The 18,489-nt window shown below is 60.6% G+C and carries 18 protein-coding genes; 7 read left to right on the forward strand and 11 right to left on the reverse strand.

Going from position 1 to position 18,489, the window contains the following annotated elements; all coding sequences use genetic code 11:
- Window positions 1–3: 3 nt before the first annotated feature.
- From A7317_RS27180 to A7317_RS27190, 3 genes are read right to left on the reverse strand one after another with little or no spacing between them, the layout of a single operon-like run.
- Entirely contained in the window at window positions 4–300 is a 297-nt protein-coding gene (locus A7317_RS27180) for a winged helix-turn-helix domain-containing protein (protein ID WP_024077839.1), read from the reverse strand.
- Window positions 301–319: 19 nt separating this feature from the next.
- The gene (locus A7317_RS27185; RefSeq protein WP_069077183.1) at window positions 320–820 is read right to left on the reverse strand and encodes a M48 family metallopeptidase; all 501 of its coding nucleotides are present in this window, start codon (window positions 818–820) and stop codon (window positions 320–322) included.
- Window positions 821–864: 44 nt separating this feature from the next.
- Complete coding sequence (locus tag A7317_RS27190) at window positions 865–2,970, reverse strand: putative bifunctional diguanylate cyclase/phosphodiesterase (protein ID WP_024077841.1); 2,106 nt, start codon at window positions 2,968–2,970, stop codon at window positions 865–867.
- 313 nt (window positions 2,971–3,283) lie between these two features.
- Here A7317_RS27190 and A7317_RS27195 point away from each other — a divergent pair, with 313 nt between their 5' ends.
- Window positions 3,284–3,949: a polysaccharide lyase family 7 protein gene (locus A7317_RS27195; protein WP_069077184.1), complete on the forward strand. Its 666-nt coding sequence runs from the start codon at window positions 3,284–3,286 to the stop codon at window positions 3,947–3,949.
- Window positions 3,950–4,140: 191 nt separating this feature from the next.
- Here the strand turns inward: A7317_RS27195 and A7317_RS27200 are convergent, their stop codons facing one another.
- From A7317_RS27200 to tkt, 7 genes are all read right to left on the reverse strand, one after another.
- Window positions 4,141–4,593: a hypothetical protein gene (locus A7317_RS27200; protein WP_069077185.1), complete on the reverse strand. Its 453-nt coding sequence runs from the start codon at window positions 4,591–4,593 to the stop codon at window positions 4,141–4,143.
- Between the two features lie 360 nt (window positions 4,594–4,953).
- Window positions 4,954–6,018 (reverse strand): class II fructose-bisphosphate aldolase, encoded by a 1,065-nt coding sequence (gene fba, locus A7317_RS27205; RefSeq protein ID WP_003177554.1) that lies wholly within the window; start codon window positions 6,016–6,018, stop codon window positions 4,954–4,956.
- Window positions 6,019–6,300: 282 nt separating this feature from the next.
- The gene (locus tag A7317_RS27210) at window positions 6,301–6,633 is read right to left on the reverse strand and encodes an MliC family protein (protein ID WP_024077844.1); all 333 of its coding nucleotides are present in this window, start codon (window positions 6,631–6,633) and stop codon (window positions 6,301–6,303) included.
- Window positions 6,634–6,695: 62 nt separating this feature from the next.
- Entirely contained in the window at window positions 6,696–6,923 is a 228-nt protein-coding gene (locus tag A7317_RS27215; RefSeq protein ID WP_024077845.1) for a hypothetical protein, read from the reverse strand.
- Between the two features lie 29 nt (window positions 6,924–6,952).
- Complete coding sequence (locus A7317_RS27220; protein ID WP_024077846.1) at window positions 6,953–8,116, reverse strand: phosphoglycerate kinase; 1,164 nt, start codon at window positions 8,114–8,116, stop codon at window positions 6,953–6,955.
- A gap of 18 nt (window positions 8,117–8,134) precedes the next feature.
- On the reverse strand, window positions 8,135–9,184 hold the full coding sequence (epd, locus tag A7317_RS27225; RefSeq protein ID WP_024077847.1) for an erythrose-4-phosphate dehydrogenase: 1,050 nt from the start codon (window positions 9,182–9,184) through the stop codon (window positions 8,135–8,137).
- 209 nt (window positions 9,185–9,393) lie between these two features.
- Entirely contained in the window at window positions 9,394–11,391 is a 1,998-nt protein-coding gene (tkt, locus tag A7317_RS27230; RefSeq protein ID WP_024077848.1) for a transketolase, read from the reverse strand.
- A gap of 272 nt (window positions 11,392–11,663) precedes the next feature.
- On the opposite strand from tkt, the gene A7317_RS27235 reads away from it, so the two are divergent.
- The 5 genes from A7317_RS27235 (at window position 11,664) to A7317_RS27255 (ending at window position 16,661) form a co-directional block, all read left to right on the forward strand.
- The gene (locus A7317_RS27235; protein ID WP_024077849.1) at window positions 11,664–12,659 is read left to right on the forward strand and encodes an ArsR/SmtB family transcription factor; all 996 of its coding nucleotides are present in this window, start codon (window positions 11,664–11,666) and stop codon (window positions 12,657–12,659) included.
- Window positions 12,660–12,678: 19 nt separating this feature from the next.
- Complete coding sequence (gene metK / locus A7317_RS27240; protein ID WP_024077850.1) at window positions 12,679–13,869, forward strand: methionine adenosyltransferase; 1,191 nt, start codon at window positions 12,679–12,681, stop codon at window positions 13,867–13,869.
- 219 nt (window positions 13,870–14,088) lie between these two features.
- Window positions 14,089–14,436 (forward strand): hypothetical protein, encoded by a 348-nt coding sequence (locus tag A7317_RS27245; protein ID WP_024077851.1) that lies wholly within the window; start codon window positions 14,089–14,091, stop codon window positions 14,434–14,436.
- 98 nt (window positions 14,437–14,534) lie between these two features.
- Window positions 14,535–16,196 (forward strand): NAD-dependent DNA ligase LigB, encoded by a 1,662-nt coding sequence (gene ligB / locus A7317_RS27250; RefSeq protein WP_371858335.1) that lies wholly within the window; start codon window positions 14,535–14,537, stop codon window positions 16,194–16,196.
- A 69-nt stretch (window positions 16,197–16,265) separates the two neighbouring features.
- The gene (locus tag A7317_RS27255; protein ID WP_024077853.1) at window positions 16,266–16,661 is read left to right on the forward strand and encodes a DUF1090 domain-containing protein; all 396 of its coding nucleotides are present in this window, start codon (window positions 16,266–16,268) and stop codon (window positions 16,659–16,661) included.
- 6 nt (window positions 16,662–16,667) lie between these two features.
- On the opposite strand, the gene A7317_RS27260 is transcribed toward A7317_RS27255, so the two are convergent.
- Window positions 16,668–17,117 (reverse strand): c-type cytochrome, encoded by a 450-nt coding sequence (locus A7317_RS27260; RefSeq protein ID WP_024077854.1) that lies wholly within the window; start codon window positions 17,115–17,117, stop codon window positions 16,668–16,670.
- Window positions 17,118–17,245: 128 nt separating this feature from the next.
- Here A7317_RS27260 and A7317_RS27265 point away from each other — a divergent pair, with 128 nt between their 5' ends.
- A complete protein-coding gene (locus A7317_RS27265) occupies window positions 17,246–18,430 on the forward strand; it encodes a murein transglycosylase A (protein ID WP_024077855.1) in 1,185 nt (394 codons plus the stop codon).
- Window positions 18,431–18,489: the final 59 nt, after the last annotated feature.

An 18,489-nucleotide genomic window follows, 5' to 3' on the forward strand; every position in this document is an offset into this window, starting at 1 on the left:
ACCTCAGGGATAACCCAATACCTGTTTGATGGACCCGAGATTCACCTCGATCCACCGCCGATCAATCGCGCCCCAATCCCGAATCCGATAATGCCCGGCATGGTTGCGGCCGCCATCTTGTTGTTCGAACTCACACACGATATCCAGGTCGGCCAGCGCCGCAATCGTGTCCTGCGCCGTGCGCCGGGGCATGCCCGTCAACTCGGTCAGCGCCGGTACGCTGCTGGCTTGCCCGCTGTCGATCAGGTAGGCCACATAGAGCCGGCGGTAAAAGCTGCTCTTGGTCTTGCTCACATCCATGGTCGGTCGCCTTGTACGGTTAGGGCTTGCCCTGCAAGTCGCGATAGGTGAGGTACACCCGCAGGTCGAATTCCACCTGATGGTAGCCCGGCATCATGTACTCACAGAGTTTATAGAACGCCTTGTTGTGGTCCGACTCCTTGAAGTGCGCCAGCTCGTGCACCACGATCATGCGCAGGAACTGCGGCGCGGCCTCCTTGAACAGCGCGGCGATGCGGATCTCTTTCTTGGACTTCAGGTTGCCGCCCTGCACCCGGGAAATCGTGGTGTGCAAGCCGAGGGCGCGATGGGTCAGGTCCAGGCGGTTGTCGAACAGCACTTTGTCGATGGCCGGCGCGTTGCGCAGGTGCTCCTGCTTCAGGGCCAGCGCGTAGGCATACAACGCCTTGTCACTCTGCACGGCGTGGCGCTCGGGGTAACGCTGCTCCAGGTAGGCACCCAACTGGTCCTTGGCGATCAGTTGGCGCACTTGCTCCTGGAGGGCTGCGGGGTAGGCCTGGAGGTATTTCAGGGCGGTCATTGGGGGTCTGCAACAGGGTTCGGATGGGCGCCAGTGTAGCGAATTCAACGCACGCGAGCGCGCGCCCAGACGAGCACTTCCTCGGCCATCAACGGCTGCGCCGCCCATGGCCCCTGGATAAATCGGCAACCATTGGCCTTGAGCCACTCGGATTGCTCCTGCGTCTCTACGCCCTCGGCGATCACCAGCACCTCGAAGTGCTCGCACAATTGGATAATGCTGCGGGCCAGTGCGGCATCCCGCGCCGAACCCGGCAGGCGCGCGACCAGTTGCGGATCAAGCTTGAGGGTGTCGAACTCCAGGTCGCGCAGGTGAGCCAGGGAACAGTGGCCGCAGCCAAAGTCATCCAGGGCGATACGCACCCCGACCTGACGCAACAACTTGAGCTGCTTGGCAGACTCTTCAAGATTGCTCATCAGGCTGTCTTCGCTGATTTCCACCTCCAACTGCCGCCCCTGCAACCCATGCCGCTCCAGCACCTGCTGCAGTTGGCTGGACAGCTGCGGCATATTGAACTGGCTGCTGCTCAGGCTCACGCTCAGCACCAGTTCGTCATCCAAAGCCACCTGCCACATCTGGCGCTGCGCAGCGACCTGCAGGTAAATCCAGGCACTCAACTGGCTGATCAGCCGGGCCTCCTCCAGCAGCGGTAAAAACAGCCCCGGCGGCACATCACCGACGCTGGGGTGCTGCCAGCGCAATAGCGCCTCGACGCCGCGCAAGCGACCGTCCTCCAGGGACACCTGGGGTTGGTACACCAAGGTGAAGTCCTTGTTCTGAATCGCCGTGCGCACGCTGTCTTCAAGCATCAGCCGCGAACGAGCACGCCCGTTCATTTCCTGATCGTAATAGCGGTACTGCTGACGCCCCGCACGCTTGGCTTCGTACATGGCGATGTCTGCCGCACGCAGCAGACCGTTCAAGTCAGAACCGCAATCCGGGAAAGTGGCAATGCCGATGCTGACCCCGAGCATCACATCCAACCCGTCGACCTGCTGGCAAACAGACACACGCTCAATCAGTTTTTCCGAAATTTTCGCGGCCTGTTCCGGGAACTCCAGCTCCAGCAATGCCGTGAATTCGTCGCCGCCCATGCGTCCGAGAATGTCGCTGGCGCGCACGCTGCCCTGCAATTGTTCCGACACCCAGCGCAGCACCCGATCGCCAGCGTCATGCCCCAGTGAATCGTTGACCCGTTTGAACCCATCCAGGTCCAGGTACAGCAACACCAGCGACCGCTCGACGCGTTCGCCGCGCAACAACGCACTCTCTACTGCTTGATAGAAGCCGCGCCGATTCAGCAAACCGGTCAGCGGGTCTGTGACGGCCTGAAACTCCAGTTGCTGGTGCAGGTGACGTATTTCGGACATATCCAGCACCGTCACCACCATGGCCTTCTGCTCAGAGGGCAACGGCGCGCACGACAACGCCACCGGCACCTGTTGGCCGCGGCCTGTGCGCAGGATCGCATCATGCAAGCGCCAGGTTTCGCCCTGGCGGTAACCGGCATACATCTGCGAATCCAGCCAGGCAGGTACATGGGGTTTTTGCAGGAAGCCGAGGAACTCCTGGCCTTGCAGTTCCTGGATCGTGGCATTGAGCAGGCGCGAAATCGCCGGGTTGGCGTACTCGATCACTCCCCCCTCCCCCACCACCAGGATGCCTTCGGCGGCGTTGTCCAACACCGAGGCATTAAAGGCACGCGCCGATTCCAGGTCATGACTCAGGCGCTGCAGCGCCCGGCGATTACGCTGGTGCTCCAGCAACGCCTGGACCTTGGGCTTGAGGATATGCGGGTCGAACGGTTTGAACAGGTAGTCGATCGCGCCGCTGGCATAGCCCTCGAGCACGGCGGCGGGCGATTGGGCATTGGCACTGAGGAAGATGATTGGCGTCATCCGGGTGCGCTGGTTGCCGCGCATCAGGCGGGCGACTTCAAAGCCGTCCATGCCGGGCATCATCACATCCAGCAATACCAGATCAACTTCGAGCTGCAGCAGCAATTCCAGGGCTTCAAGACCTGAAGCAGCGGTCACCACATGCCAATCATCACGCTGCAAAAGTGCGCGCATGCTGATCAGGTTTTCCGGGTAGTCATCGACCACCAGAAGAACCGAACTGCCATCGCCGGGGAGTGGTGCGCATTCCATGCTACGTCTCTTCCTAAAGGAGCTGTCCCAGTCACTTCTGACAGAAAACCCGGACAAACTCTGAGGCATCACTCTAGCCTCGGTTCCCAAAAATCAGAAGTCACCGCGATGCCATCATTGCGCCAAAGCCTGGGAAGCCGACTAACGGTCAGTGCCTGCAGCCCACGGTTCATGGGCAACATGGCTTTTTGGCATTCCTTTGGCGCCAATAAATTGCCGAGCAATAATTAACAAGCGAGTGACGACCGCCTATAAAGAACCTGTCTGGCCCAAGGGCCATAGCCTACACCCCTCTGTAAAAAGGCCTACGCCCATGATTGATCTTTCCACCTGGAACCTGAGTATTCCGGTCGGCTCGCCCCCCGCGACCATCGACACCCCGAAGCTGATGAGCGGCTTCAATGACCAATATTTCCAGGCAGAAGGGAGCAATGTGCAATTCTGGACACCCGTCACCGGCACCCGTACCGAAAACGCTGTCTACCCCCGCAGCGAACTGCGTGAAACCTACGCCGACGGCCGCCTGCGTAACTGGACCTACCCTGACGCCGACAACTTCCTGCGCGCCACGCTGACCGTCAACCAGGTACCGTCCACCGGCAAGGTGGTGATCGGCCAGATTCACGCCTATGACAGCCAGAAGCCGCTGATCAAGCTGGAGTATCAATTCAAGGAAAAAACCCAGACCGGCAACATCGTCGCCAAGGTCCGCATGCGTCCGGATGAGGATGAAAGCCGCGTGATCATCGTGGCTTCCAATGTGCCGCTGGAAAAAAGCTTCACCTACGTGATCAACCTCAACAAGGCCGGGCTGCTCAGTGTGTACGCCGCCGACAGTGAGTGGAACGAACGCATCGGTGCGGCGTGGGGCAGCAAACCCCTGTACTTCAAGGCTGGCGCGTATGTTCAGGACAACAGCGGGGATAGCAAGGAAGGCGCACGGGTGACGTTTGCCAAGCTGGATATCGACCACGAGTGAGCGGCGCCTCATTTCGCGTGGGCGTTGCCTGCCTGCGCGAACGCCTTGACGCCCCCCCTTGAGCGCCTCGGCCTGGCGGACTTCGCCGAGCGCGATCTGAACAATGTGGCCAATACCGCCTTTACTGGCATACACATGCGCGGCCGCTCACCAAGAGCGGCCGCCACTTTTCACGCGACGAGGTTGCCTGTCTACTGGGCAGGTAATTTCATCTGAGCTGGGCCCTTTGAATTCTCCAACTCAAAAGCACAGTCCGCGACCTTACTCGTTGCGCACTCATTATCCTTCCAACCAGAACCTTTAGGCACAGGAGGCAGGACAAACCTCTGGGACAACCTTAGATAGTCATCCTTACCTTTACCACTGTAATTACAGATTACATAGTTATAAGGCAACTTTGTTTCGCTGTCCGTTCCCTGCTTGATTGCCGAGCCCATAAACTTGAACCCTTCGACCATCGATTTATTGTCAATGGACTGCTCACCCTTCCACCCCTCTTCTTCAGCTGAAAACTGAATGCTCACCGCCGTGATGGTTGAAACCTCGGGGCAAGATAACGGCGCCGCATATGCACTCCCCATCAACGCCAACGCGCCAATAGCAGTTAGACACTGAAGCGATTTTATAAGATATGGATGTGACATAGCCGTGTACACCTCTCTTTAATGAGTGACTCCAGCCTAGGCACGATGGCCAACGAGCGATACTGTCAAGGTTGACAGCTTTAAATATAAATTAGAAATAAGCGCCGGTAGTTTAATTGCGTTCAGCACGATCACTGTAACGCCTCATGGATTTAATTACAGTTAAACAAGACGGATCTGAATGACACCCGACACTTAACTGAACCAACGGGCGCACCGAGCATTTTGTCTTATCAACTTGATCAAACTTAAAATGTTCAGCAAAGCATCAAAAAACAACAAAGGGAAAACATTCAGTTCATTTAACTCGGTACCAAAAAAAGCCCGCATCACTGCGGGCTTCTTTTTAACGCCTGAGGCTTAATTCACCTTAGCGTTCAACTCACCTTTCAGGTAACGCTGGTACATCGCTTCCAACGAGATCGGCTTGATCTTCGAAGCGTTGCCGGCAGTACCGAACGCTTCATAGCGAGCGATACACACGTCACGCATCGCCGTCACGGTTGCGCCGAAGAATTTACGTGGGTCGAATTCGCTTGGGTTGGTGGCCATCAGGCGACGCATCGCACCGGTGGACGCCAGGCGCAGGTCGGTGTCGATGTTGACCTTGCGCACGCCGTACTTGATGCCTTCGACGATTTCTTCAACCGGTACGCCGTAGGTTTCTTTGATGTCGCCGCCGTACTGGTTGATGATCGCCAGCCACTCTTGCGGTACCGAGGAAGAACCGTGCATCACCAGGTGGGTGTTAGGGATGCGCTTGTGGATTTCCTTGATGCGGTCGATAGCCAGCACGTCGCCGGTTGGCGGCTTGGTGAACTTGTAGGCGCCGTGGCTGGTGCCGATGGCGATCGCCAGGGCATCCACCTGGGTCTTCTTGACGAAGTCAGCGGCTTCTTCCGGGTCAGTCAGCATCTGGCTGTGATCCAGCACGCCTTCGGCGCCAATACCGTCTTCTTCACCGGCCATGCCGGTTTCCAGGGAACCCAGGCAGCCCAGCTCGCCTTCAACCGACACGCCGCAGGCGTGAGCCATGGCCACGGTTTGTTGGGTCACGCGGACGTTGTACTCGTAGTCGGTCGGGGTCTTGCCGTCTTCGCCAAGGGAACCGTCCATCATCACCGAGCTGAAACCCAGTTGGATGGAGCGCTGGCACACGTCAGGGCTAGTGCCGTGGTCCTGGTGCATGCACACCGGGATGTGCGGGAATTCTTCGATCGCGGCGAGGATCAGGTGGCGCAGGAAAGGCGCGCCGGCGTATTTGCGGGCACCGGCCGAAGCCTGGACGATCACAGGGGAGTCGGTCTTGTCAGCGGCTTCCATGATGGCGCGCATCTGCTCAAGGTTGTTGACGTTAAAAGCTGGGACGCCGTAGCCGAATTCGGCTGCGTGGTCCAGCATTTGACGCATGCTGATAAGTGCCATTGTGTTGTCTCTCCCGGTCGAGGGTCGTTAATCGTGCAAGCCTGCCGTAGCGGCGGCTGCTATTCAAGTTATTGAAGGTCAGGCTTTGCATACCTGGCCTGCTGAATCGTTTTTTGTGAGCCGGACTCAACGCCGACATCACTTTGAAACCGTATCAATGTGGGAGGGGGCTTGCCCGCGATGGCGATTTACCTGTCGACATCGCGGGTGGCTGACCCAACGCTATCGGGGGCAAGCCCCCTCCCACATTGGGATCTCATTAATGTTGAGACCGTGTTCTGTTTACTGGGCCTTGCAGCCCCGCCCGATCAAATCGTCGGTGGCCACCCAGTAAACCAGGCCTTCCTCACCTTTTGTGTGAAACGCCAATTGGTCGTTGCTGTACAGCACGCCCGAGGCGGCAACGTCCTGCTTAAGGCGGTAAACCTGGTCGGAACCGCCGAGGCGTACATCCACCTCGCTGTGGGCCTGGTTAGCAAAGCGCCAGTTGACCTCGGCCTTGCTATCGCAGGTCCAAGTGGTCCATTTGTCGGCAGACTCTGCCTTGTTGAACATGTTCATGCTGCTGCAACCGGCCAGTAACGCCAGTGTTGCCAGGGCGAAAACGCCTTTCATTGCCAATCCTCGAACGGCGCCCCAAAAGGCCGCCACTGCTGTCGGTTAGTTGATCAGACCCGTCAAGGGCAACCCTGTTCCTGACCGTTGGGCGCGGAGTCGTATTTCTCCAGGCGTTCATTGCCGATGCGCTTGTTGATCACCGGCATGGTCTCGGCTTGCCAATCGGCCTGATAGCAGCTTTTTTTCTGCGCTGGCGCGGGCTTGCCAACCTCCGGCGCAGCGTTCGGCGTACTGCCGCAGCCAGCCAACAGGCCCGCTGCGAGCACCAGTGCCAACGACTTGATCATGGGAATGCTCCTTTTCCTGATCGCGCGCCTTAGCCTTTGGCCCGGCTTTCCAGGACTTCAACGGCAGGCAGGACCTTGCCTTCAACGAACTCGAGGAACGCACCGCCACCGGTAGAAATGTAGGAGATCTGGTCGGCAACGCCATATTTATCGATGGCCGCCAGGGTGTCGCCGCCGCCGGCTATGGAGAATGCCGAGCTTTCGGCAATCGCCTTGGCCAGCACTTTGGTGCCATTGCCGAACTGATCGAACTCAAACACACCCACCGGGCCGTTCCACAGGATGGTCTGGGAAGCCTTGAGCAGCTCTGCGAAGTTGGCCGCGGTTTGCGGGCCGATATCCAGGATCATGTCGTCGGCGGCCACATCGTCGATCAGCTTGACGGTCGCTTCGGCGCTTTCCGCAAATTCCTTGGCCACGACCACGTCCACTGGCAGCGGTACGCTGACCTTGGCAGCGATGGCGCGCGCGGTGTCGAGCAGGTCCGGCTCGTACAGGGACTTGCCCACCGGGTGACCCGCGGCCGCCAAGAACGTGTTGGCAATGCCGCCGCCGACGATCAGCTGGTTACAGATCTGGCTGAGGCTATTGAGCACGTCCAGCTTGGTTGAAACTTTCGAGCCGGCCACGATGGCGGCCATTGGCTGTGCGGGCGCACCCAGGGCCTTGCCCAGCGCGTCCAGTTCAGCAGCCAGCAGAGGGCCTGCAGCGGCGACCTTGGCAAACTTGGCCACGCCATGGGTCGAACCTTCGGCGCGGTGGGCGGTACCGAAAGCGTCCATCACGAACACGTCGCACAGGGCCGCGTATTGCTGGGCCAGTTCGTCGCTGTTCTTTTTCTCGCCTTTGTTGAAGCGCACGTTTTCGAACAACACGATGTCGCCAGGCGTGACGTCGACGCCCCCCAGGTAGTCAGCCACCAGTGGCACGTCCCGGCCCAGGGCCTTGCTCAGGTAGTCAGCCACAGGCTTGAGGCTGTTTTCGGCGGAGAACTCACCTTCGGTCGGACGACCCAGGTGGGAGCAGACCATCACGGCCGCACCTTTTTCCAGAGCCAGCTTGATGGTCGGCAGCGAGGCCAGGATTCGCGCATCACTGGTGACAACACCGTCCTTGACTGGGACGTTGAGGTCTTCGCGAATCAGTACGCGCTTACCTTGCAGATCGAGGTCGGTCATCTTCAACACGGTCATGGGAGGCAATTCCTGAGGCTAAAGTTTTGGAGAGGCTGTTTGCAGATAGTGTTCTGCGACGTCCAGCATACGGTTGGCAAACCCCCATTCGTTGTCGAACCAGGCCAGGATGTTCACCAGCCTCGGGCCGGAAACGCGGGTCTGGCTGGCATCGACAATCGCCGAATGCGGGTCATGGTTGAAATCACAACTGGCGTGGGGCAACTCGGTATAGGCCAGAAGGCCCTTGAGCGGGCCGCTGGTGGCGGCGTCACGCAGGATCCGGTTGACCTCCTCGGCATCGGTGTCGCTGACGGTTTGCATGGTGATGTCCAGGCAGGACACGTTCACCGTCGGCACCCGTACGGCTTTGGCCTGAATTCGCCCGGCAAGTTCCGGCAACAGTCGTTCGATGCCGCGCGCCAGGCCGGTGGACACCGGAATCACTGACTGGAACGCCGAGCGCGTGCGGCGCAGGTCTTCGTGGTGATAGGCGTCGATCACCGGCTGGTCGTTCATCGCCGAGTGGATGGTGGTAATCGACACGTAGTCCAGGCCGATCGCCTGATCCAGCAGGCGCAACAGCGGTACGCTGCAGTTGGTGGTGCAGGAGGCATTGGACACCAGCAACTCATGACCGGTGAGGCAATCCTGGTTGATGCCGTAGACGATGGTGGCGTCGACATCCGCCTCGCTGGCCATCGGCTGGGAAAACAACACTCGCGGGGCGCCGGCATCGAGAAAACGCTGGCCATCGGCGCGGGTGTTATAGGCACCGGAGCATTCCAGCACCAGGTCGACGCCCAGCGCCGCCCAGTCGATGCCCTCGGGGGTGGCACTGCGCAACACTTTCACGCAGTCGCCCTTGATATGCAGACAATCGCCTTCGACCCGCACTTCGCCGGGAAAGCGGCCGTGGGTGGAGTCAAAGCGTGTCAGGTATTCGATACTGGCCATGTCGGCCAGGTCATTGATCGCGACAATTTCAAAACCGGCCGCCGCCCCTCGCTCGAACAGAGCACGCAAGACGCAACGACCAATGCGGCCGTAGCCGTTGAGTGCAACTTTGTAGGGACGCGGTTGGGGCATGGGGTTCTCGCAGTGGGGGCGACATAAACCATCTAACCAATGTTGGAGCGAGCTTGCTCGCGAAGATCGTCAACGATAACGCAGCGTTTCTGATGTGACGCGGCGCTCTCTCGTTCTTCGCGAGCAAGCTCGCTCCTACAGAGGGTGCGATGGGCAGTCGCCAACGCACATCTGTGTGCAGCGGCCAAATTGGCCGCCGCGTTCGCGCTTTAGTCTTCCAGCAGCTCTTCAGCCTGACCCAGGATGTTATCCAGGGTGAAACCGAATTCTTCGAACAACGCCGGTGCCGGCGCCGACTCACCGTAGGTGGTCATGCCGATCACGCGGCCTTCCAGGCCCACGTACTTGTACCAGTAGTCGGCGTGGGCCGCTTCGATGGCGATACGCGCGCTGACCTGCAACGGCAGCACCGACTGTTTGTAGTCGGCATCCTGGGCTTCGAACACGCTGGTGCACGGCATGGAAACAACGCGCACGTTGCGGCCCTGGGCAGTCAGCTTGTCGTATGCCTGGACGGTCAGGCCCACTTCGGAACCGGTGGAGATCAGGATCAGTTCCGGCTCGCCGATGCAGTCCTTGAGCACGTAGCCGCCACGGCTGATGTCGGCGATCTGCGCGTCGGTACGCACCTGGTGTTGCAGGTTCTGACGAGAGAAGATCAGCGCCGAAGGGCCGTCCTTGCGCTCGATCGCATGTTTCCAGGCCACGGCGGATTCGACCGCGTCGGCTGGGCGCCAGCAATCCAGGTTCGGCGTGGTACGCAGGCTGGTCAGTTGCTCGACCGGCTGGTGCGTCGGGCCGTCTTCGCCCAGGCCGATGGAGTCGTGGGTGTACACATGGATCACACGCTTCTTCATCAGCGCCGCCATGCGGACTGCGTTACGTGCATATTCCATGAACATCAGGAAGGTCGCACCGTAAGGCACCAGGCCGCCATGCAGGGACACGCCGTTCATGATGGCGCTCATGCCGAACTCGCGCACACCGTAGTACATATAGTTGCCGCTGGCGTCTTCGGCCGAGACACCTTTGCAGCCTTTCCACAGGGTCAGGTTGGAACCGGCCAGATCGGCCGAACCGCCGAGGAACTCGGGCAGCAGCGGGCCAAAGGCGTTCAGGGTGTTCTGGCTGGCTTTACGGCTGGCGATGGTCTCGCCCTTGGCCGCGACTTCGGCGATGTAGGCCGAGGCTTTTTCCGAGAAGTCGGCAGGCAGGTCACCGGCCAGGCGGCGTACCAGCTCGTTGGCCAATTCCGGGAATTCAGCGGAGTAGGCGGCGAAGCGCTGGTCCCACTCGGCTTCGGTGGCCAGGCCTTTTTCCTTGGCATCCCATTCGGCGTAGATGTCGGCCGGGATTTCGAACGGACCGTGGTTCCACTTCAGCGCGGCGCGGGTCAGGGCGATTTCCGCGTCACCCAGGGGGGCACCGTGGCAGTCTTCTTTACCTTGCTTGTTGGGCGAACCGAAACCGATGGTGGTCTTGCAGCAGATCAGCGTCGGCTGCTCGCTCTTGCGGGCGGTGTCGATGGCGGTCTTGATTTCTTCCGGATCGTGGCCGTCGACATTGCGGATCACCTGCCAGTTGTAGGCTTCGAAACGCTTAGGGGTGTCGTCGGTGAACCAGCCTTCGACTTCGCCGTCGATGGAGATGCCGTTGTCATCGTAGAAGGCGATCAGCTTGCCCAGGCCCAGGGTACCGGCCAGGGAAGCGACTTCATGGGAAATGCCTTCCATCATGCAGCCATCACCCAGGAACACGTAGGTGTGGTGGTCAACGATGTGGTGGCCAGGGCGGTTGAATTGCGCGCCCAGGACTTTTTCAGCCAGCGCGAAACCTACGGCGTTGGCCAGGCCTTGGCCCAGGGGACCGGTAGTGGTCTCGACGCCTGGGGTGTAGCCGAATTCCGGGTGGCCCGGGGTGCGGCTGTGCAGCTGGCGGAAACTCTTGAGGTCATCGATGGTGACGTCGTAGCCGGTCAGGTGCAGCAGCGAGTAGATCAGCATCGAGCCGTGGCCGTTGGACAGCACAAAGCGGTCACGGTCGGCGAACGATGGGTTGCTCGGGTTGTGCTTCAGGTAGTCACGCCAAAGTACCTCGGCGATATCCGCCATGCCCATCGGGGCACCGGGATGGCCGCTGTTGGCTTTTTGCACGGCATCCATGCTGAGGGCACGAATGGCGTTGGCACGCTCACGACGGCTGGGCATCGCTGTTCTCCTGAGGATTTTGAATAGTGAGTGATTAAAAGAAACGGAAAAAAGGACCGGCATTTTCCCTCAGCCACCGCCTGCGGGCAATGACAGATAGTCACTTGCAGGTGTTTTTCCTGTGCTTTGCGCGGCAATCGCTTGCAGAAACCTTTAACCGCTTCGTCTAAAGGTTATAGCGACTGTTTATAACCGCCACTTATCGTCCAATATCAAAACTTTTTGATATTGGCCTTGCGAGGAGACCCACCCGTCACTAGACTGCTGGCCTTATGAACCTACCCGTGCCCTCCCTGCGTCCTGACGACGGCGATGACCTGGCAGCCTTGTGCAAGGCCGCTGGTGACCCGTTGCGCCTGAACGTATTGCGCGCACTGGCCAACGACTCTTTCGGTGTACTGGAGTTGGCGCAGATTTTCGCCATTGGCCAGTCCGGCATGAGCCACCACTTGAAGGTATTGGCCCAGGCCGACCTGGTGGCCACCCGCCGCGAAGGCAATGCGATTTTTTACCGCCGCGCCCTGCCCCACTCCGACGTGCTCGGCGGAAAGCTTCATGCCGCCCTGCTCGACGAAGTGGACAGCCTCAACCTGCCCAACGACGTGCAATCACGCATCGGCCAGGTACACGGACAACGCGCTGCGGCCAGCCAGGACTTTTTCTCGCGGGTCGCCGAGAAGTTTCGTGCCCAGCAGGACCTGATCGCCGGTTTGCCCCAATATCGCGAAAGCGTACTGGCGCTATTGGACAAGCTGAGCTTCAGTCATGAGGCCACGGCATTGGAAGTCGGGCCTGGGGATGGCGGCTTTCTGCCAGAACTGGCGCGCCGTTTCGGCCAGGTCACCGCGCTGGACAACAGCCCGGCAATGCTTGAGCTGGCACGCCAGCTCTGCGAGCGCGAGGCGTTGGGCAATATCCGCCTGCAGTTGGCCGACGCGCTGACTCATACGGGCCTGAAGGCCGATTGCGTGGTGCTGAACATGGTCCTGCACCATTTCGCGGCCCCCGCCGACGCCCTCAAGCAGATGGCGAACTTGCTGCAACCCGGCGGTAGCCTGCTGGTTACAGATTTATGCAGCCACAACCAGAATTGGGCCAGGGAGGCCTGCGGTGATCTCTGGTTGGGTTTTGAACAGGACGACCTGGCCCGTTGGGCCACCGCTGCGGGGCTCGTTCCCGGGGAAAGCCTCTATGTAGGTTTACGTAATGGTTTCCAGATTCAGGTCCGCCATTTTCAGCGACCGGCTGGCGACACTCACCATCGGTAAATATCAGGAAAACATCGAGATGAGCGAATACTCCCTTTTCACCTCCGAGTCCGTGTCTGAAGGGCATCCGGACAAAATCGCCGACCAGATTTCTGATGCGGTGCTGGACGCCATCATTGCTGAAGACAAGTTCGCCCGTGTGGCGTGCGAGACTCTGGTGAAAACCGGTGTAGCGATCATCGCTGGCGAAGTGACCACTACCGCCTGGGTTGACCTGGAGCAGATCGTTCGTGACGTGATCACCGACATCGGCTACAACAGCTCCGACGTAGGCTTTGACGGCGCTACCTGCGGCGTGATGAACATCATCGGCAAGCAGTCCCCTGACATCAACCAGGGCGTCGACCGGGCCAAGCCTGAAGATCAGGGTGCCGGCGACCAGGGCCTGATGTTCGGCTACGCCAGCAACGAAACCGACGTGCTGATGCCAGCACCGATCACCTTCTCGCACCAGCTCGTGCAACGTCAGGCCGAAGCGCGCAAATCCGGCCTGCTGCCTTGGCTGCGCCCGGACGCCAAGTCCCAGGTGACCTGCCGTTATGAAGGCGGCAAGGTGGTCGGCATCGACGCGGTCGTCCTGTCGACCCAGCACAACCCGGACGTTTCCTACGCTGACCTGCGCGAAGGCGTGATGGAACTGATCGTCAAGCACGTGCTGCCCGCCGAACTGCTGAGCAAAGACACTCAGTTCCATATCAACCCGACTGGCCAGTTCATCATCGGTGGCCCGGTCGGCGACTGCGGCCTGACCGGTCGCAAGATCATCGTTGACAGCTACGGCGGCATGGCCCGGCATGGCGGTGGCGCGTTCTCCGGTAAAGATCCGTCCAAGGTTGACCGTTCCGCGGCCTACGCCGGTCGCTACGTGGCCAAGAACATCGTCGCCGCCGGCCTGGCCGAGCGCTGCGAGATCCAGGTGTCCTACGCCATCGGCGTGGCCCAGCCTACGTCGATCTCGCTGAACACTTTCGGTACCGGCAAGATCAGCGATGACAAGATCGTCAAACTGGTGCGCGAGATCTTCGACCTGCGCCCTTACGCGATCACCACCATGCTCGACCTGCTGCACCCGATGTACCAGGAAACCGCAGCCTACGGCCACTTCGGTCGTACCCCTGCGCAGAAGACCGTCGGCGACGACACCTTCACCACCTTCACCTGGGAAAAGACCGACCGCGCCAACGACCTGCGCATTGCTGCCGGCCTGTAATCGCTCGCGTTATCCAAAGCCCTGCCGGGTTTTCCCGGCGGGGCTTTTTATTGTCGGGTGAATCGCGGTGACGTTCACAATTTTTGGATCCAAAGCTTGCAGGCCAAATAATGGCCCACTAGAATCCGCGCCCTCTCGGGCCCTCCACCTTAATTGGATATTGCACTGCGCCAGCCCGGGATAGATAAGTGCGCAGGCAATCGAACATTGAGGTTTTTCATGCGCATCTCCACGCTCGTCCCCGCCGCCCTTCTGCTCAGCCTGCTCGCCCTGCCGGCCCACGCCGCCGACCTGAGCGCCCTGAGTGGCGCCCTGACCTCCCAACTGGGTGGCAATGCCGGCGACTGCCAGAAGCAAGCCGCAGACCTGCAAACCAAAATCGATGCGGCCGAAGCCAGCAAAGACACCATGAAAGTGAAGGCATTCAAAGCCGCACAAGACCAGGTCAACAAAGGTTGCAACAAACTCGCTGAAACCCAAGCCAAAGCCGACGCCAAGCAGCAAAATCAGGAAGCCAAGGCGGATAAGCCGGACGCCGTGAAAGCCTTGGGTGGTTTGTTCAAGTAACTGGAAACACCCGGTAAAAAGCCCCGCACTGCCGGGGCTTTTTTGTGGAAGAGAGGATCATTTAGGCTGGGCGCCCTTTTCGAGCAAGGATGCTCATGATGCGTTCAGTGATCACTCTTCTAGTCAGTGCTCTGCCCATTTTGTGTTGGGCAGATGAATGCCCCGATGAAGCCAGGTCGCAGGTCAATACCCTCGCCGAACACATTCGCCTGTGGGATGACAGCTACCATCGACTCGGCCATTCGCCCATCAGCGATGAGCTCTACGACCAGGCCCGCCAGCGCCTGGCCAACTGGCGCCAATGCGTCTCCCCCTCCGCGGCGACCACAGACAAACCGCTGGCCAGTTCACGCGGCACCGTGCCGCACCCGATTGCCCATACGGGCCTGGAAAAACTGCTGGATGAACAGGCCGTTGGCGAATGGTTGCGCGTGCGCCAGGATGTCTGGATTCAACCCAAGGTCGACGGCGTTGCCGTCACGCTGGTGTACCGCCAGGGCCACTTGAGCCAAGTCATCAGCCGCGGTGACGGCCGACTCGGCCAGGATTGGTCAGCCTCTTCCAGCAGGATCCCGGCCATCGTCCAACGCTTGCCTGAACCCATCGACCTGGTGTTGCAGGGCGAGCTCTACTGGCGTCTCGACGACCACGTGCAATCGGCACAGGGTGGGCTCAATGCCCGCAGCAAAGTGGCCGGGCTGATGAACCGTCGCCAGCTGAGCGACGCCGATGCAGCCGGAATCGGCCTGTTCGTCTGGGCCTGGCCCGAGGGTCCGGAGGACTTTACCGAACGCCTGGCTACCCTGGCGCGCTGGGGGTTCACGGACAGCCAAGACTACAGCCACCCCGTCGAGAGCCTCACCGAAGCCGCCCATTGGCGCACCCACTGGTATACCCATCCACTGCCGTTCGCCAGCGACGGCGTGGTGTTGCACCAGGCCGTGCGCGCCCCCGCCGAACGCTGGCAGGTCAGTACGCCTTACTGGGCAGTCGCCTGGAAATACCCCGCAGCCAAGGCCCTGGCGCTGGTGCGCAACGTGCAGTTCAAGATCGGCCGCACCGGGCGCATCACGCCGTTGCTGGAACTCGAACCGGTGCGGCTGGACGACCGGCAGATCAGCCGGGTCAGCGTCGGCTCCCTGAAACGCTGGCAAGCGCTGGACATCCGCCCCGGCGACCAGGTTTCCATCAGCCTCGCCGGCCAAGTGATCCCACGCTTGGACGAAGTCATCCTGCGCAACGAAACCCGAGTCGCCATGGCCGTGCCCCATGCCCGGGATTTTCACGCGCTGAGCTGCTGGCAACTCGACCCCGGCTGCGAAGAACAATTGCTCGCGCGCCTGACCTGGCTGAGCGGCAACCAGGGCCTGGCGTTACCGCATTTGGGCCGCGAGACCTGGAACGTATTGATCCAGGCCGGTCTAATCGCTGGCTTTCTCGATTGGTTAACCCTGGATGCGGCAGAGCTTGCTAACATTGATGGCTTCGGCGATCGCAGCCGTGCGCGACTGCTCGACAGCATTCGCAGCGCGCGGCAACGGCCTTTCGCGCAATGGCTCAAAGCCCTGGGTGTACCGCCCGTGGCACGCAACAACCTGGAAGGCGGCTGGCAGACGCTGGTCGCCCGGGACACCCAAGCCTGGCAGGCCATCGATGGCATTGGCCCGGGTCGCGCAGCGCAATTGAGCGCTTTTTTTCACGACCCACAAGTCCAGGCGTTGGCTGAGACACTCCGCGTGGCCGGGATAGACGGGTTTTGAACCGGCCCGGCCACCTTTGAACCACGGCAGAATTCACCCTGCCATCCGATTGCGACCTTGGAGCTCCACATGAAATTTCTAGCCCCCCTTGCCCTGTTGACCGTCGCAAGCTTCATGGCCACGCCATCGCTGGCGGCCGAAGACACGCAACCCCTGACCGGCTGCGCCGCCAAGCGCCAGGCCATCAGCACCCAGATCGAACAGGCCAAGGCCCATGGCAACAGCGAACAACAGGCCGGCCTGGAAAAAGCCCTGGCTGAAGTCACCGCCAACTGCAATGACGCCGCCTTGAAGAAGGAACGCGAAAACAAGGTGCTCGACGCCAAGCACGAAGTCAGCCGTCGTCAGGCCGACCTCGACAAAGCGATGAAAAAGGGTGACGCGGACAAGATCAACAAGCGCAAGGACAAGCTTGCCCAGTCACGCAAAGACCTGCAGGACGCCGTGGAAGAGCTCGACCAGTAAAATCGGTCAGTGGTCTCGGAACTGTTTATGGCAAGCGCTGCAGGCATCTTCAACTTTCTGCACCGCCGGCCCCAGGTTGGCGGCCTTGTAAGGCTGCACCTGGCTGGCGATCACCAATTCACCGGTGGCCGCTTCAAGGTTGCGCGCCAGCTCCTGGAAACGTGCCTGCTGCTGCCAGACATCGTCCTTTGCGCTGGTGTGATCTTCTTCGCGCACACTCGGAAAATGCTTCCACGGCTCATGGGACAGGGCATCGAGCTTGACCGCCCCTTCGGCGAACTTTGCGCCGTCGAACGGGATGCGCCCACGCAACATGCCGCCCAGGTCTTCGCCGGTTTTGAGCATCTGCTTGAAGATCGCCTTGCGCTGGCCCAGGGGGGAGTTGGGGTCAACGCCGCCACAGGCAGACAAGGCCAGGCAGGCCAGCAATACAACCGTCAATTTTTTAAAAGTCATGGTGGCTCACGGTCACGGAAAACGGCGGCCAGTATCCTCGCCCCGCCCGAAAAGACCAATAGCCCTATTAATAATAAGGGTTGCCCCAACGCGCGATGGCGCAGGCAATCGCTTCAGGAATTACCCCTATGAATGTCACCTTGAAACCCTGGAGCCGCCGCCTGGCGTGGGCTCTACCGATGATCGCGCTGCTGGCCGGCTGCGACGCGGGCAAAGATGCCGGCAAAGATGAAACCGTAAAACCCCATGCTATAGCCACCTACGTGAACGCACCGTGGGAAGCGTTGCCGGCGGTGTCCGACAGCGACCTGCTGGCCGGGTTTGAATCCTGGCGCAGCGCCTGCCAGCGTCTCAAGGCCGACCCTGTGTGGGGCGCCACGTGCACGGCGGCGGCCGCAGTGCCGGGTGATGCCGTGGCAATCCGCGGCTTCCTCAAGGAGCGCCTGGATGTGTTCGGCCTGCGCTCGGCGGACAATAGCCCGAACGGCCTGATCACCGGCTACTACGAACCGGTCTACCCCGGCAGCCTGACCCAGACCGCCAGCGCCCATGTGCCGGTGTACGGCGTGCCGGATGACCTGATCATCGTCAACCTGGAAAGCATTTACCCCGAACTCAAGGGCAAGCGCCTGCGCGGCCGCCTCGAAGGTCGCGTGCTCAAGCCCTATGACGATGCCAGCGCGATCAATGGCCAAGGCTCCAGCGCCAAGCCGATCGCCTGGCTGACCAACCCGATGGACCTGCAATTCCTGCAGATCCAGGGCTCCGGCCGTATCCAGCTGGCCGGCGGTCGTCAACTACGCGTCGGCTACGGCGACCAGAACGGCTACCCCTATCGCCCTATCGGCCGCTGGCTGGTGGAACAAGGCGAACTGAAAAAAGAAGACGTGACCATGGGCGCCATCAGCGCTTGGGCCAAGGCACACCCGCAGCGCATTCCCGAGCTGCTGGCGAGCAACCCCAGCTATGTCTTCTTCAGCGCCCGCCCCGACAGCAACGAAGGCCCACGCGGCTCGCTGAATGTGCCATTGACCGCCGGCTACAGCGTGGCGGTGGATCGCAAGGTGATCCCACTCGGTAGCCTGTTGTGGCTGTCGACCACCAAGCCCGATGGCTCACCGATCACAAGGCCCGTGGCGGCCCAGGACACGGGCGGCGCCATTACGGGCGAGGTGCGGGCAGACTTGTTCTGGGGCACGGGCGATGCCGCGGGCGAGCTGGCCGGCAACATGAAGCAGCAGGGGCAGATCTGGATGCTGTGGCCCAAAGGCGCAGCGTTACCGCAGGTACCGGATGCGCCCGCCGGCAGCTGACAGCCACTGACCGTCAACGATGAAACCGGCCGTTGTGGCCAGGAAGCTTGCTCCCGTTG

This window comes from Pseudomonas fluorescens, from assembly GCF_001708445.1.
Classification (GTDB): domain Bacteria; phylum Pseudomonadota; class Gammaproteobacteria; order Pseudomonadales; family Pseudomonadaceae; genus Aquipseudomonas; species Aquipseudomonas gorinensis.